At 56.9% G+C, this 14,634-nt stretch carries 12 protein-coding genes; 6 read left to right on the top strand and 6 right to left on the bottom strand.

Going from position 1 to position 14,634, the window contains the following annotated elements; all coding sequences use genetic code 11:
- The first annotated feature begins 181 nt into the window (after positions 1-181).
- A complete protein-coding gene (gene priA, locus E1N14_RS02370) occupies positions 182-2,377 on the top strand; it encodes a primosomal protein N' (protein WP_062793717.1) in 2,196 nt (731 codons plus the stop codon).
- Between the two features lie 25 nt (positions 2,378-2,402).
- Here the strand turns inward: priA and E1N14_RS02365 are convergent, their stop codons facing one another.
- Positions 2,403-3,080, bottom strand: a complete 678-nt coding sequence (locus E1N14_RS02365) for a DedA family protein (protein ID WP_025009257.1) — start codon at positions 3,078-3,080, stop codon at positions 2,403-2,405.
- Positions 3,081-3,361: 281 nt separating this feature from the next.
- On the opposite strand from E1N14_RS02365, the gene argS reads away from it, so the two are divergent.
- The 5 genes from argS (at position 3,362) to E1N14_RS02340 (ending at position 8,457) form a co-directional block, all read left to right on the top strand.
- The gene (gene argS, locus E1N14_RS02360; protein ID WP_062793716.1) at positions 3,362-5,107 is read left to right on the top strand and encodes an arginine--tRNA ligase; all 1,746 of its coding nucleotides are present in this window, start codon (positions 3,362-3,364) and stop codon (positions 5,105-5,107) included.
- A 3-nt stretch (positions 5,108-5,110) separates the two neighbouring features.
- Positions 5,111-5,680 (top strand): SPOR domain-containing protein, encoded by a 570-nt coding sequence (locus E1N14_RS02355; protein ID WP_025009256.1) that lies wholly within the window; start codon positions 5,111-5,113, stop codon positions 5,678-5,680.
- A 224-nt stretch (positions 5,681-5,904) separates the two neighbouring features.
- Complete coding sequence (gene hslV / locus E1N14_RS02350) at positions 5,905-6,429, top strand: ATP-dependent protease subunit HslV (RefSeq protein WP_025009255.1); 525 nt, start codon at positions 5,905-5,907, stop codon at positions 6,427-6,429.
- Between the two features lie 21 nt (positions 6,430-6,450).
- On the top strand, positions 6,451-7,776 hold the full coding sequence (hslU, locus tag E1N14_RS02345) for an HslU--HslV peptidase ATPase subunit (protein ID WP_025009254.1): 1,326 nt from the start codon (positions 6,451-6,453) through the stop codon (positions 7,774-7,776).
- 108 nt (positions 7,777-7,884) lie between these two features.
- On the top strand, positions 7,885-8,457 hold the full coding sequence (locus E1N14_RS02340; protein ID WP_025009253.1) for a nucleoside triphosphate pyrophosphohydrolase family protein: 573 nt from the start codon (positions 7,885-7,887) through the stop codon (positions 8,455-8,457).
- Here the strand turns inward: E1N14_RS02340 and torT are convergent.
- The 5 genes from torT to uvrD form a co-directional block, all read right to left on the bottom strand.
- A complete protein-coding gene (gene torT, locus E1N14_RS02335) occupies positions 8,441-9,463 on the bottom strand; it encodes a TMAO reductase system periplasmic protein TorT (protein WP_025009252.1) in 1,023 nt (340 codons plus the stop codon). The two genes, E1N14_RS02340 and torT, sit on opposite strands and share 17 nt — an antisense overlap.
- Positions 9,464-9,618: 155 nt before the next feature.
- Positions 9,619-10,047, bottom strand: coding sequence for a hypothetical protein (locus tag E1N14_RS02330; RefSeq protein WP_025009251.1), 429 nt, complete (start codon positions 10,045-10,047; stop codon positions 9,619-9,621).
- A gap of 139 nt (positions 10,048-10,186) precedes the next feature.
- On the bottom strand, positions 10,187-11,227 hold the full coding sequence (locus E1N14_RS02325; RefSeq protein WP_044733575.1) for an NAD(P)H-dependent flavin oxidoreductase: 1,041 nt from the start codon (positions 11,225-11,227) through the stop codon (positions 10,187-10,189).
- A 149-nt stretch (positions 11,228-11,376) separates the two neighbouring features.
- Positions 11,377-12,237 (bottom strand): 4-hydroxybenzoate octaprenyltransferase, encoded by an 861-nt coding sequence (gene ubiA, locus E1N14_RS02320; protein ID WP_028779581.1) that lies wholly within the window; start codon positions 12,235-12,237, stop codon positions 11,377-11,379.
- A 102-nt stretch (positions 12,238-12,339) separates the two neighbouring features.
- A complete protein-coding gene (uvrD, locus tag E1N14_RS02315) occupies positions 12,340-14,505 on the bottom strand; it encodes a DNA helicase II (protein WP_025009250.1) in 2,166 nt (721 codons plus the stop codon).
- Between the last annotated feature and the right edge of the window lie 129 nt (positions 14,506-14,634).

Genomic DNA, 14,634 nt, shown 5'->3' with positions numbered 1-14,634 from the left:
ATTTGATTTTTAGTTACCCAGTTTAGGTTATCCGGCTTAGGTTCTCTGGTTTGAATTCGTTAAGTCAGCGCGTTCAAGCTGCGGTTTTTGCGGCTTTTTGTTTCCGGGACTGGTTCTCTCATTCTAGCCTGAGTAAACTGACGGGCAACATGTGCCGTGATTATTTGCGAAAACTCTGACTATGCCGCAGTTTGTAGAAGTTGCCCTTCCCGTTCCCATGCGGCAGAACTTCAGTTACCTGATGCCCAAAGCTTGCCCCTGGCCACTCGAGCCGGGAATGCGGGTGCGCGTGCCCTTTGGCCGCCAGCAACTCATAGGCCTGGTGACAGGCCTGAGTGATGAGTGCGAACTCGAGCCCAAACAACTCAAGCCAGTATATCAAGTGCTGGACAGCGCGCCATTGCTGCCACCTGCGCTGTACCAACTGACCCTCTGGGCCGCCAGATACTATTTCTGCAGCCAGGGGCAGATGTTGACCCAGGCCCTGCCGGTGGCGCTGCGCAAGGGTGCCGATGCCGCGCCGGAGAAAATCAGTTATCTGTGTCTGACCAGTGCGGGCCAGGAGGCCACGCTGGAGTCGCTGAAACGCGCTCCCGCCCAACGCAAACTGCTGCAACAGCTCAAACAAGGGGAACTGACCACTGAAGAGGTCAATGCGCTGGAGCTGAGCAAGAGTGCCATCAAGGGGCTGCTGGACAAGGGCTGGGCCGAGCAACGAGAGCGGTCAGTCAGCGCCAATCTTGAATGGCGGCAACAGCTAGAGCTGAGGGAAGAGCCTCACAGACTCAACCCGGAGCAAGCCGTGGCGGTCGCCAGCCTCAATGCACAGAGCGGCTATCAGTGCAGCTTGCTTGAAGGGATCACAGGCTCAGGCAAGACAGAGGTCTATCTGGCGGTACTGGAAACCATACTCAAGGCTGGCAAGCAGGCGCTGATCCTGGTGCCGGAAATCGGCCTGACGCCGCAAACCATCAACAGGTTCAAACGCAGATTCAAAGTCACGGTTGCCGTGATCCATTCCGGCCTGACCGACAAGCAGCGCCTCGACGCCTGGCGCCTGGCCCGCAGCGGCGAGGCGGCCATCATAATCGGCACCCGCTCGGCGCTGTTCACTCCCATGGCCTGGCCCGGGATCATCATTCTCGATGAGGAACACGACAGCAGTTTCAAACAGCAGGAAGGCGTGGGTTATCACGCCCGGGATCTGGCCGTCATGCGCGGCCATCTGGAACAGGTTCCTGTACTGCTGGGCAGCGCGACGCCGTCGCTGGAGAGCCTGCAAAACGCCCTCAGCGGCCGCTATCAGCATCTGCAATTGGGAGAGCGGGCAGGCAATGCCCTCAAGGTGCGCCAGGGACTGATAGATATCCGCAACCAACCACTGCAGGCCGGCATGTCGCAACCGTTGCTGAACGAGATGCGCCTGCATCTGCAGGCCGGCAACCAGGTGTTGCTGTTTCTCAATCGCCGCGGCTTTGCCCCTGCCCTGCTGTGCCACGAATGTGGCCATCTGCACGAGTGCGATCGCTGTGATGCGTTTTTCACTCTGCACCAATCCCTCGGCGAAATTCGCTGCCACCACTGCGGCAACCAGTATGCAATTCCACGCCAGTGCCACAACTGCGGCAGCACCATGTTGCAGGGTCAGGGTATAGGCACGGAGCAATTGGAGGCGGCGCTCAGCAAGGAGTTTCCCGAGTATCCCGTGGTGCGAATCGACCGGGATACCACCAGCCGCAAAGGCTCGCTGGAACAGCACTTAAGCGCCATTCATCGCGGCGAATACAAGATATTGGTGGGCACCCAGATGCTGGCCAAGGGACATCACTTTCCCGATGTCACCCTGGTGGGACTGCTCGATGTAGATGGCGCCCTGTTCAGCGCGGACTTTCGGGCTCCTGAGCGCTTCGGCCAGCTCTATACCCAGGTGGCCGGTCGCGCCGGCCGCGCCAGCAAGCCGGGCACTGTGCTGCTGCAGACCCATCAGAGCGACAACCCTTTGCTCAGGGATCTTATGCACAGAGGCTATGGCGAGTTTGCCCGCAGCCAGCTCAATGAACGCCAGCAGGCACTGTTGCCACCGGCCTGGCATATGGTACTGATCCGCGCCGAATCCCACCGCGCCGAGGATGCCGATGCCTTTCTGGCAGCCTTCGCCGCCATGTTACCCATGGACAAGGATTTTGAAGTGATAGGCCCACTGCCGGCGCCGCTGGATCGCAAGGCCGGCAAGTATCGGCGCCAGTTGTTGGCTCAGGCCAAGGACAGACGCAGGCTGCAACAGGTGTTTGAACAGCTGTTGCCCCAGGCCGAACAGCTGCCCGAGGCCAAGCGCTGCCGCTGGAGTCTGGATCGAGATCCTCAGGATCTGCTGTAACTCCCTTGAACGGCTTTAATCCGGCTCAGAATTGACCGTGAGGCCCCTGCTTGTCCTGCGGCTTGCGCAGTAGCTTATAGGTCAGCCAACTGCCGAGCGCCAATACCAGAGTAATCACCGGCGCCGCCATCAACGCCATGGTCAACAGCTTGCTGATCCGCTCCGGCAGAAACGGCATCATGTAGCCCAGCGATACCAACAGCCCCACCCAGAAGAAGGCACTCAGAGCTGCAAAAAAATAGAAGGTCTTGATACAGGCCATGCGCACGCCCATCACCAAAGGCAGCAGCGAACGCACCAGCGGCAGGAAACGGGCACAGAAAAGCGCCACCAGCCCATGACGCCCAAGGAGTTTATCCACTGCCGCCAGGCTGTCAGCCGGCACCTTGTAGACCCAGCCCTGCACCCTGGGCAGACGATTGAGCAGCCGCCCCTGAACAAATGCCAAATAGCTGCCGCCTGCGGCCGCCACAAACAGCAACAGATACACCAGCAAGGGGTTAAGGATCCCCATGGCCGCCAGGGTACCTGAAAGAATGACCACACTGTCGCAAGGCAAGGGGGCCGCCGGCAGCAAGGCGCTCTCCAGAAAGATAAAGCTGAAGATGCAAACATAGATACTCAGGGCAATACCCGGAGCATGCAGCGCGGTAAAATCCTGCTGCCAAATAGCCTGTAACACTGTGGTGATGGAGTCCAGCATCTTTATCTCCATTAAAACTATCGGCACGCGCCGATGGGGAAATCTTGGATCCGAGAAGGATCGGAGAGACATCATACTCCCCCAAAATGAAGATCAGCGATTCTTAAACAAAGATTCATCCATAATAGTGATCTTAAAAGGCACCCGGCTGCGGCAAACCCAGGCAACAACAAAATTTGCTGATAAAACCGTACAGGTGATAGCAATGTTACCGCCGAAAGCGCTAGAATGTGCGGTTATTCCCCTTTTAACCTTTATCAGTCAGTGTCGATAAAACGCCAATGAAATCACATATCCAATCTTTGCTTGAACAGACAGTAGCCACTTTGAAACAACAGGGGCTGGTCCCCGAAGAGACTGCGCCAAGGATTCAGGTAGACCGAACCAAGGATAAGAGTCACGGCGATCTGGCCACCAACCTGGCCATGATGCTGACCAAAGCTGCCGGCAAGCCGCCTCGGGAGCTGGCACAACTGATCATCGACAATCTGCCGGCCTCCGGCCATGTGGCCAAAGTAGAGATAGCCGGCCCCGGCTTTATCAACTTCTTTATTGATGACAATGCCCTGGCCAAACAGCTGCAGGCGGCACTGGCTGACGAGCATCTGGGTATAAACCTGCCCAAGTCGCAGACCGTGGTAGTGGACTACTCCTCCCCTAACCTCGCCAAAGAGATGCATGTGGGCCACCTGCGCTCCACCATCATTGGCGACAGCGTTGTGCGGGCGCTGGAGTTTCTCGGTCACAAGGTGATCCGCCAAAACCACGTCGGCGATTGGGGTACCCAGTTCGGCATGTTGCTGGCCTATATGGAAGAGCTGCGGGCACAAAATGGTGAAAACGCCAACCTGGAGCTGTCGGATCTGGAAAGCTTCTATCGCGCTGCCAAACTGCGTTTCGACGAGTCGGCCGAATTTGCCACCCGCGCCCGTCAACTGGTGGTCGAGCTGCAATCAGGTGACGAGTACTGCAACAAGCTGTGGCGTGAATTCAACGATATCTCTCTGAGCCACTGCCATGAAGTGTATCAGCGCCTGGGCGTCAGCCTGACCCGCACCGATGTCCATGGTGAAAGCGCTTACAACGACGATCTGGAACAGGTGGTCAAAGATCTGGATGCCCAAGGCTTGCTGTCTGAAAGTAACGGCGCCAAGGTGGTATTCCAGGAAGAATTCCGTAACAAAGATGGTGAAGCCCTGCCGGTGATCATTCAGAAGGCCGATGGCGGCTATCTCTATGCCACCACAGACCTGGCGGCCATGCGCTATCGCTCGGGTACCCTGCATGCCGATCGTGCCCTCTACTTCGTGGATCTGCGCCAGGCACTGCATTTCCAGCAAGTGTTCAGCCTGGCCCGCACCGCAGGTTTTGTACGCCCGGAAATGACACTGGAACACATGGGCTTTGGCACCATGAACGGTGAAGACGGCCGCCCATTCAAGACCCGCAGCGGCGGCGTGGTGAAACTGGTTGACCTGCTCGATGAAGCCAATGTCAGGGCGCTGGAGCTGGTACGCAGCAAGAACCCCGACATGGACGAAGACACCCTGGCCGAAATCGCCCGGGTAGTGGGCATCGCCTCGGTGAAGTACGCCGATCTGTCGAAGAACCGCGCCAGCGACTATATCTTCAGCTTCGATCAGATGCTGAGCTTTGAAGGCAACACAGCGCCATACCTGCTGTACGCCTACACCCGGGTTGCCGGGATCTTCAAGCGGGCCGAAGGTGTGGATCTGAGCAATGCCATTATCGCTCTGGAACACGACAAGGAAAAAGAGCTGGGCAACAAGCTGGCCCAATTCGGTGAAATCCTTGCCCGTATGGTCGACAAGGGCCAACCCCATGTGCTTTGTGGTTATCTGTTTGAACTGGCGGGTGCCTTCTCCAGCTTTTACGAAGCCTGCCCTGTGCTGGCGGCCGATAACGAAACCCAGAAGCACAGCCGTCTGCTGCTGTCTCAATTGACTGCCAAGACCCTCAAGCAGGGCCTGTCACTGCTGGGTATCGAGACCCTGGAGCGCATGTAATCCATGGGACGCGATTACGCCAATAGCAAGCCCAAGCCCCGCAAGCCAGCCAAGCGGGGCACTCGCAAGCAGCCGCAGCCCAGGCAAGGCTTTCCTGTGCTGTTGCTTGTGGTGGTAGTGGCCGTGGTGGCCGGCTTTGGCTATTTCCTCTGGAGCCTGAAGAGCAGCGCTCCCGAGGCCGAAGTGGTTCAACCTCAGCCACAGACTAAGCCGGTGCCCCAGAAGAAAGACCCCAACGCCCTGCCGCCCAAGCCCAAAGAGGAGTGGACCTACCTCAAGGAACTGGAAAACAAACAGGTAGAAGTGGATCTGCCGGAAGAGAGCAACAAGCCATCTCGCCCTTATCAGATGCAGTGTGGTTCCTTCCGGGTGCAGTCCCAGGCCGACGAGATGAAAGCCGTGATCGCCTTCCAGGGGCTAGAAGCCCAGGTGCGCAAGGTGCAAGGCACCAGCGGTGTCTGGTACAAGGTGGTACTCGGCCCCTATGACAGCAAGCGCGATGCCGAGCGGCAGCGCCACGTGCTGCAAAGAGCCGGTCTCAACGGCTGTATGATCTGGTTCTGGGAAGAATAAACTCCTCTCAATTTAAAGGCTGCAAACAATAAGATTTGCAGCCTTTTTGTTTTTCAGCACGAAAGCCTCTGCCGGGCACTTGATATTCCGGCCCCCAACCCCATATAGAAAACTATCACCTCATTAGTTGGCCTTGCTGTGCCCCCAATGGGCCGTTTCATGCAGCAGACCCTGGGGATTTGACCCATGACGGACGCGCCGTCCGCCCGAGAAGAGGATCTATCGTGACCACTATCGTATCTGTACGCCGTAATAATCAGGTTGTTGTCGCCGGCGACGGCCAAGTGTCTCTGGGCAACACTGTGATGAAAGGCAATGCCCGCAAAGTACGCCGCCTGTACCACAATAAGGTACTGGCCGGTTTTGCCGGTGGCACCGCCGATGCCTTTACCCTGTTTGAACGCTTCGAGGCCAAACTGGAGATGCATCAGGGGCATTTGATGAAGTCGGCGGTCGAACTGGCCAAAGACTGGCGCAGCGACAGAGCCTTGAGAAAACTCGAAGCCATGTTGGTAGTGGCCGATCATGAAAGCTCACTGATCATCACAGGTAACGGCGATGTGGTGCAGCCGGAGCATGATCTTATCGCCATAGGCTCTGGTGGCAACTATGCCCAGGCCGCGGCGTTGGCGCTGCTGGAAAACACCGAACTGGGTGCCCGTGATATTGCCGAGAAGTCGCTGACCATAGCCGGTGATATCTGCGTATTTACCAACCAGTTCAAGACAATAGAAGAACTGAATTACTGATCCCGAGCGTGAGGAAGCATTATGTCTGAAATGACACCCCGCGAAATCGTCCACGAACTGGACGCGCACATCATAGGCCAACAGAAGGCCAAACGCTCTGTCGCAGTAGCCCTGCGTAACCGCTGGCGCCGCATGCAGCTGGATGCCGGCTTGCGCCAGGAAGTGACCCCGAAGAATATTCTGATGATAGGCCCAACCGGTGTCGGTAAGACAGAGATCGCCCGCCGTCTGGCCAAGCTGGCCAATGCGCCTTTCATCAAGGTTGAAGCGACCAAGTTCACCGAAGTGGGCTATGTGGGTAAGGAAGTAGAGCAGATCATCCGCGATCTCACCGACGCCGCGGTCAAACTGACCCGCGAGCAGCAGATGAAGAAGTGCCGCACCCTCGCCGAAGAAGCCGCCGAGGAACGGGTTCTCGATGCCCTGCTGCCCAAGCCAAAGAGTGAATGGGATCAGGAAACCGAGGACAAGTCCCACACCCGCCAGGTGTTCCGTAAGAAACTGCGTGAAGGCCAGTTGGACGACAAAGAGATCGAAATCGATGTCTCGGCGCCGCAAATTGGCGTCGAAATCATGTCACCTCCCGGCATGGAAGAGATGACCAACCAGCTGCAGAGCCTGTTCCAGAACATGGGTCAGGGACAGAGCAAGCGCAAGAAACTCAAGATCAAGGATGCCTACAAGCAGCTGGTCGAAGAGGAAGCCGCCAAGCTGGTCAACCAGGAAGATCTCAAAGAGCAGGCCATTGAGCTGGTCGAGCAACACGGCATAGTGTTCCTCGATGAGATAGACAAAATCTGTAAGCGCGGCGAAACCTCAGGCCCGGACGTGTCCCGCGAAGGGGTACAGCGTGATCTATTGCCTCTGGTGGAAGGCTGCACAGTCAACACCAAGCACGGCATGGTGAAGACAGACCACATTCTGTTTATCGCCTCCGGCGCCTTCCAGATGAGTAAGCCATCGGATCTGATCCCCGAGCTGCAGGGCCGTCTGCCGATTCGAGTCGAGCTGGATGCCCTGACCGCCTCTGACTTCAAACGGATCCTCACCGAGCCCCACGCCTCGCTCACCGAGCAGTATGTGGCCTTGATGGGCACCGAAGGAGTCAGCATCGAATTTACCGAGTCAGGTATCGACCGTATTGCCCAGGCCGCCTGGCAAGTCAACGAGCGTACCGAAAACATCGGCGCCCGTCGGCTGCACACTGTGATGGAGAGGCTGATGGAAGACATCTCTTTCGAGGCCAGCGACAAGTCCGGCAGCAAGTTTGTTATCGATGCCGAATATGTCGATGCTCACCTGGACAACCTGGTTCAGGATGAAGATCTGAGTCGCTTCATTCTCTGATTTTCACCTCAAAAAGCCTCCTTCGGGAGGCTTTTTTACGGCGCTTTTTTGCCTTCGGCGCGCGCATTCTTTATCATCCTCTCCTTTGCCCAAGCTGGAACCCAAGCTATGAAACTGACTCTGCTGACTCAAGAGCTGTACAGCAAGCTCTACCGTGATATTCAGGAATTTCGCGCCACTTTCGACCTCCCGGTCAACTCTCCTGACACCCTGGATGCCAAGGCAGACACACTGCACACCTCGCTTATCAGCGAAGAGCTGACCGAACTGGCCGAGGCAGGCGATAAAGTTGAACAGGCCGACGCCATAGTCGACAGCGTGTATGTGTTGATGGGCCGCTTGGTACACTTGGGCTGCACCCAAGTTAGGAAGCGACTGGAGATCAGCTACCTGATAGATCTGCTGCTGCAGGTTGCCGCCAACAAGGCAATCGACTTTGAGCCCTGCTGGGATGAGGTACATGCCAGCAACATGAGCAAGGTATGCCGCAATGAGCAGGAACTGGCGGATACTGTGGCTCACTATGCCAAGCAAGGGGTGGAAATTGTCGGCAGCCGTCAGGGCGACTTCCTGATAGCCAAGTGCGCCAAGGATGTGGAAATGACCGGCAAGACAGTGCGCCAGGGCAAAGTGCTCAAGTCTGTCTATTATCGTCCGGCCAACCTCAAGGGTCTGGTTTAGCCCCCTCGAGTTTGCTCAGCTCCCTGTAGGTCATCCATTGTCCTTCAGGGGGCAAGGTCTGACTCATGTCCAGCTCAGAGATGTTTTGCGGGGTGACTACCCGGATCTCCGGGCTGACCCGCCCAGGCACTTTTTCGCCCTGCAGCAGCCTCACCGCCAAATCAACCGAAATTCTCGCCTGCAGTACAGGTGAGTCTGTCACTGTTGCCATCAACTTGCCCTGCTCAACCAAGGCCATGGTTTGCGGATTACTGTAAAATGCCAACACCCGCCCGGGAAACATTCTGGCCGCCACAGTGGCCGCCACCGCATTGCCCAGTAGATAATCGGCCTGAAAGCGCCGGGTCAGCGCCCGCACCAAGTCGGCCTGCACAAAGGTTTCAGTGACACCATAGCCGCCTTCAATCAGCTCGACTTGGGAACCGCTAAGCCCCTGTTTTAGTCCCAACTCGGCATCCATCACCCAACCCGCTCCCGAAGGGCCGGGAAACCAGGCCAGGCTGAAATCCTGTCTGCCACTGGCGGCAAACAGATATTGCACCGCGGCTTGAGTCATATCGACAAAAGATACCAGCGAGCGACTGTCTACCTGATTGCTGTTAATACCATTGACCAGATCCACAACTCTGGCGCCCTTGGCCCTGAGCCTCGGCAATTCAGCGTTGAAAAGCTCCGCCGAGACAGCCGCCAGAATATAACCTTGGGCACCGCGAGCCTCGCATTCATCTAGCTGGCGCAGTTGCCGCTCCGCCTCAGTGTAGCCACCGGCATCATAAATACCTATCTCGACGCCCAGCCTGTCCGCCTCCTCGGCCAAGCCCCAGGCGACACCCCACCAATAATGATCTTTACCGTGGGGTAAAAGAGCACAGAGGCGCCAGACTTTGTTGGCCCGCACCAGCGGCTTATACAATTGCGCTTCACCATCGGCACGCACCTTGACCGGATACCAGGTTGCCGTGGCAGGAAAAACCAGCAGCAATAAACTGCAGAGGAGATATTTCATCTTTTATTCCCGAGAGTCACTCTATTAACCTTATACCAATCGCCATAAAGTGGTGCCTTGATCGCGCATTCGACTGACTCGGGACGACAGAGAAGCAGAATTCAGCTACAAAAAAAGCAGACCTCCAGGTCTGCTTTGTCAGTGAGTTAAAGTGGTTAGAACTTCACTAGGGTCCCTTTCAGTGCCACCCCGGCCATGATGGCACCGGCGCCACACTCATATTCGGTCTCGCTGGCAAACTCACGCTTCTTGTAATAGGACTGGATATTGACCACAGCGTCCATCCCCTCACGCTCGGCGCGCTCCTGCAACGCCTTTAGCGCACTCAACATCACCCACTCACAGGCTTCGCGATCCGACTTGCCAAAGGCATTGGTCTTTTTATTGGTGATCACCTCACCATAGCTCTTGCTGATCTCCGGGTGAGCCTGAGTGGCAAAATACAGTGGCACATCGTAAAGGGCTTCTTTGGCCTTCTCGGTCTGCAGCAGTTCCTGCACCGGATACTGGGCTATGGTGTCGCGGGCCGCGGCGTTGGCACTGACCATCAGGGCCAGCAGCGCCAGAGCAAGTGATTTTTTCATCTATATCTCCCTATTGCGGCTCCACGCCGCAGTCAAAGCTTTGATTGCAGTCCATCTAAAGATAGGGTCACTCCGCCGGTTGCAGGAGTGACTAATTCGCAATGATACAGGCAGTTACATACACTAGACCAGAAAAAGCTCAAGCCCTGATAAAGGCCGCCATCAACTCACGTGTCAAGTCGGCGGCGGGAATTTCCCGACATCCCTCCGGATTCTGACCACACCAGAGCGGGCTGAAATCACTGCAGTCGCGTGCTTCTGCCGCAGCGCGCAGCGGCGCAATGGCATTGGCCGCCAATGGGAAATCCGGCGCTTGCCCCAAAGGCCCCAACTCACGCATCAAACGGGTCATTATGCCTCTGGCCGGACGGCCACTGTAGAGATTGGTCAGCGCCGTATGGCGATTCATTTGCGGATCTTTCAGCGCTTGGCGATGCAATTCACTGATCTCGGCCTCCGGGCACAAGAGATAGGCCGTACCCACCTGCACCCCGGCCGCTCCCAAAGCCATGGCCGCCTGCACTCCGGCGGCGTCGGCAATACCACCGGCGGCAATCACGGGCACCTTCACCGCCTGTACCAGGCGCGGTAGCAGGGCAAAGGTACCACTGTGCTCGGTCAAATCATCACTGAGGAAATGGCCTCTGTGACCACCGGCTTCCAGGCCCTGAGCTATGATGGCATCCACGCCTCTGGATTCGAGCCACTTGGCCTCGGCGACGCTGGTTGCCGAGGCAATCACCTTGGTGCCCCAGCTCTTGACCCTGAGCATCAGTTCGGTGGAGGGAAGCCCGAAATGAAAACTCACCACTTCGGGACGAAAGGGTTCTATAACCGCGGCAACCTCGGCATCGAAGGGACGCCGCTCGGCGCCACCGCCGAGATCTTCGACCTCGAATTCACGGTAATAGGGCGCCAGTTGCTGCAGCCAGGCATGCAAACGCTCGACTTGTTCCTCGGGTGGCTTATGGCAGAAGAAGTTGAGGTTTACCGGCCGGTCACTCTGGCGCCTGAAGCTCTCTAGCGCCAGCTTGAGTTTGTCATGGGATAACATGGCGCAGGGAATAGAACCAAGCGCACCGGCGGAAGCGACGGCCAATGCCAGCGGCACGCCCTGAGCGCCGGCCATGGGGGCTTGAATAAGCGGCAATTCAATACCAAAGAGTTGTTCTATCAACATACCAAGACTCCTTCTTGCTTCAGTCCTCAGCGGCGCTATTCCCGCTGCTTGGTTCAATCATCCGGCTGTTCAGACTAACGGTTGGCGGTTGTTTGCGCCAGCAAAAACGCCGCGATAATCGCGGCGTTGACAGTCAAACTCAATGTCATTCAGAGCAGGTAATCCATCCCCAAGGCGACAAACAAGGCCATACCCGCCCAGTTGTTGTTGAGAAATGCCTTGAAGCAGGGAGCCCGCTGCCGGTCGTAAATCAGCCTCTGCTGATAAAGCCCAAAGCCGATAAAGGCCAGCAGCCCCACCAGATAGAGGGCACCTCGCTCGGCCACATAACCTGCAGTCATAAAGCAGGCCAGCGCTGCCAGCTGAAACAGGCCGATGATCTGCCTGTCGTAACGGCCGAACAGAATGGCGGTGGACTTGATCCCCACCTTGAGGTCATCGTCCCTGTCCACCATGGCATACATGGTGTCGTAGGCGACAGTCCAGAACCAGTTGGCGGCAAATAGCCACCAGGCTTCGACAGGCACTTCACCTGTCTGGGCGGCATAGGCCATGGGAATCGACCAACTCCAGACTATGCCGAGGAACATCTGCGGCATATTGGTGTAGCGCTTGGTGAAGGGATAGATAATGGTCAGCAGCATGCCGACAAGGGAGAGTTTAACCACCAGAGGGTTGAGCAGCAGCACCAAACCAAAGGCAAACAGCCCCATGACCACAAACAGGCCCAGCGCTTCTTTGACCGTGACCTCGCCACTGGCCAAGGGCCTGGACCTGGTGCGCTCGACATAGGTATCCAGCTCACGGTCGGCATAGTCGTTGATGATGCAGCCACAGGCACGCATCACAAACACACCTACGATAAAGATGATCAGCACCTTGAGATCCGGTAAGCCCCCGGCCGCCAGCCACAGCGCCATTAAACAGGGCCACAGCAGCAGAAAAGTTCCTATGGGTCTGTCCAGACGCGACAGACGGGCATAGACATCAATTTTTTCCCTCAAGTTCATCGGTAGGCTCTCCAACACATCTCAGCCTTAAATTTGCCAAGCATTATGACTCAGCAACAGTGTGATTGACACCGCAAAACGCGAATTTTCCTACCCGGGCTGTCAACAAGCAGTTAACTTGGCGTAGGCCACCACCAACCACTTGCTGCCGAAGTCATCGAAATTCACCTGCACCCTGGCCTGTGCTCCCTGGCCTTCAAAATTGGTCACTATCCCCTCACCGAATTTGGGGTGCAGCACCCGTTGGCCAACATTGAAGCCCGTGTCGTTGAAGCTGCTTTGCGACTTGCTGAACCTGTTATTGGCCATGGGAGTTGCCACCTGCGCCTTGAGACGGATCTCCTGCAGGTACTGAGGCGGGATCTCCTTGATAAAGCGCGACGGCCGCGAGTAGTTTTCACGGCCATAGATGCGGCGTGACTCGGCATAGGTGATATACAGCTGCTGCATGGCGCGGGTCATGCCCACGTAACACAGGCGCCGCTCTTCTTCCAAACGATCGCCCTCTTCCAGCGACAACTGGCTGGGGAACAGCCCTTCTTCGACCCCGGCCATAAACACCAGCGGGAACTCCAGCCCCTTGGCCGAGTGCAGCGTCATCAACTGCACCGCATCTGTGTGGGCATCAGCCTGGCCTTCTCCCGCCTCCAGCGCCGCATGGGACAGGAAGGCATTCAACTCACCCATGTCCACCAGCTCTTCCGGCACTTCGAAGGTGCGCGCCGCGGTGACCAGTTCCTCGAGGTTTTCCACTCTGGCCTGAACCTTTTCGCCCTTTTCCTGCTCATACATGGCCTTGAGCCCGGAGTCCTGGATCACTATATCCGCCTGGCGATAGAGGGGCAGCTCTTCGGTGTCGCTGCGCAGCTGCACTATCAAGTCCATAAAGCTGCGCACCGCATTGGCGGCGCGGCCGGCCAAGACTTTCTCTTCCAACAAACGGACGCAGGCCTGCCACAGGGTCAATTGCTGCTGCCGGGCCGTGGTTCTGAGAATATCCAGAGTGCGATCGCCTATCCCCCTGGCGGGAGTGTTGACCACCCGCTCGAAGGCGGCGTCATCGTCGCGGTTGGCAATCAGGCGCAGGTATCCCATGGCATCCTTGATCTCCTGACGCTCGAAGAAGCGCAAGCCGCCATAGATGCGATAGGCCAGCCCCTTGTGCAGCAAGGCCTCCTCCAATACCCGTGATTGAGCATTACTGCGATAGAGGATGGCGCAGTCACTGAGACTGCCGCCCTTGTCCTGCCAGTCGCCAATGCGGCCTATGATGAAGCGGGCTTCATCCATCTCATTGAAGGCACAGTAAACTGAGATCGGCTCACCATCGACATCTTCAGTCCACAGCTGTTTGCCCAGCCGATCCGGGTTGTTGGCGATAAGTTCGTTGGAGGCCTTGAGAATATTGCCGCTGGAGCGATAGTTTTGCTCCAGGCGAATAGTTTCGGCATTGGGAAAATCCTGTAAAAACTTGTGCAGGTTTTCCACTTGGGCGCCACGCCAGCCATAGATGGACTGGTCATCGTCGCCCACTATCATCACATTGGCGCTCTTGCCTGCCAATACTCTGATCCAGGCATATTGAATGGCGTTGGTGTCCTGAAACTCATCCACCAGAATATTGCGGAACCTGTCCTGATAGTGGGCCAGAATATGTTCCTTGTTGAGAAACAGCTCGTGAGCCCGCAAGAGTATCTCGGCAAAGTCTACCAGTCCGGCGCGGTCACAGGATTCCTGATACACCTGATAGATTTGCACCAGTTTCTGCTCCATGGGGAAGAGGCCGCCATCCAGATGTTTCGGCCTTAGCCCTTCATCCTTCTTGCCGTTGATATAGCCGGCCACCATCCGCGGCGGATACTGTTTCTCATCCAGATTCAGGCTCTTGAGGATGCGTTTGAGCAGCCGCAGTTGATCATCCGAGTCGAGGATCTGAAAATTTTGCGGCAGGCCGGCATCCTGCCAGTGAGTGCGCAGCAGACGATGGGCCAGACCATGGAAGGTACCGATCCACATGCGGCCCATATGGTTGCCGACTATCTTCTCCACCCGTTCCCGCATCTCAGCGGCCGCCTTATTGGTGAAGGTCACCGCCATAATGGAGTATGGGCTCTGGTTTTCCACCTGCAGCAGCCAGGCAATCCTGTGAGTCAGTACCCGGGTCTTGCCGCTGCCGGCACCGGCGAGCACCAGCATGCTGGATTGAGGTGCGGCTACCGCCTCACGCTGCTTGTCATTCAGGCCATCCAATAAAGAAGATACGTCCATTCGCGCCTCCACAAAAACGAGCGCGCATTATAGCAGGAAAGACCCATAGCTCCTACGCGCCTTGGCAGGCTACTGACAGAACTGGACTCTGATGCAGGGGGCACAGCAGAGTCGGCTCCATCTGTATTC

This window comes from Shewanella algae (genome assembly GCF_009183365.2).
In the GTDB taxonomy this organism is placed as follows: Bacteria; Pseudomonadota; Gammaproteobacteria; order Enterobacterales; family Shewanellaceae; genus Shewanella; species Shewanella algae.
The sequence above is the reverse complement of the archived record's forward strand: the minus strand, read 5'-3'. Positions and strand labels throughout refer to the sequence as shown.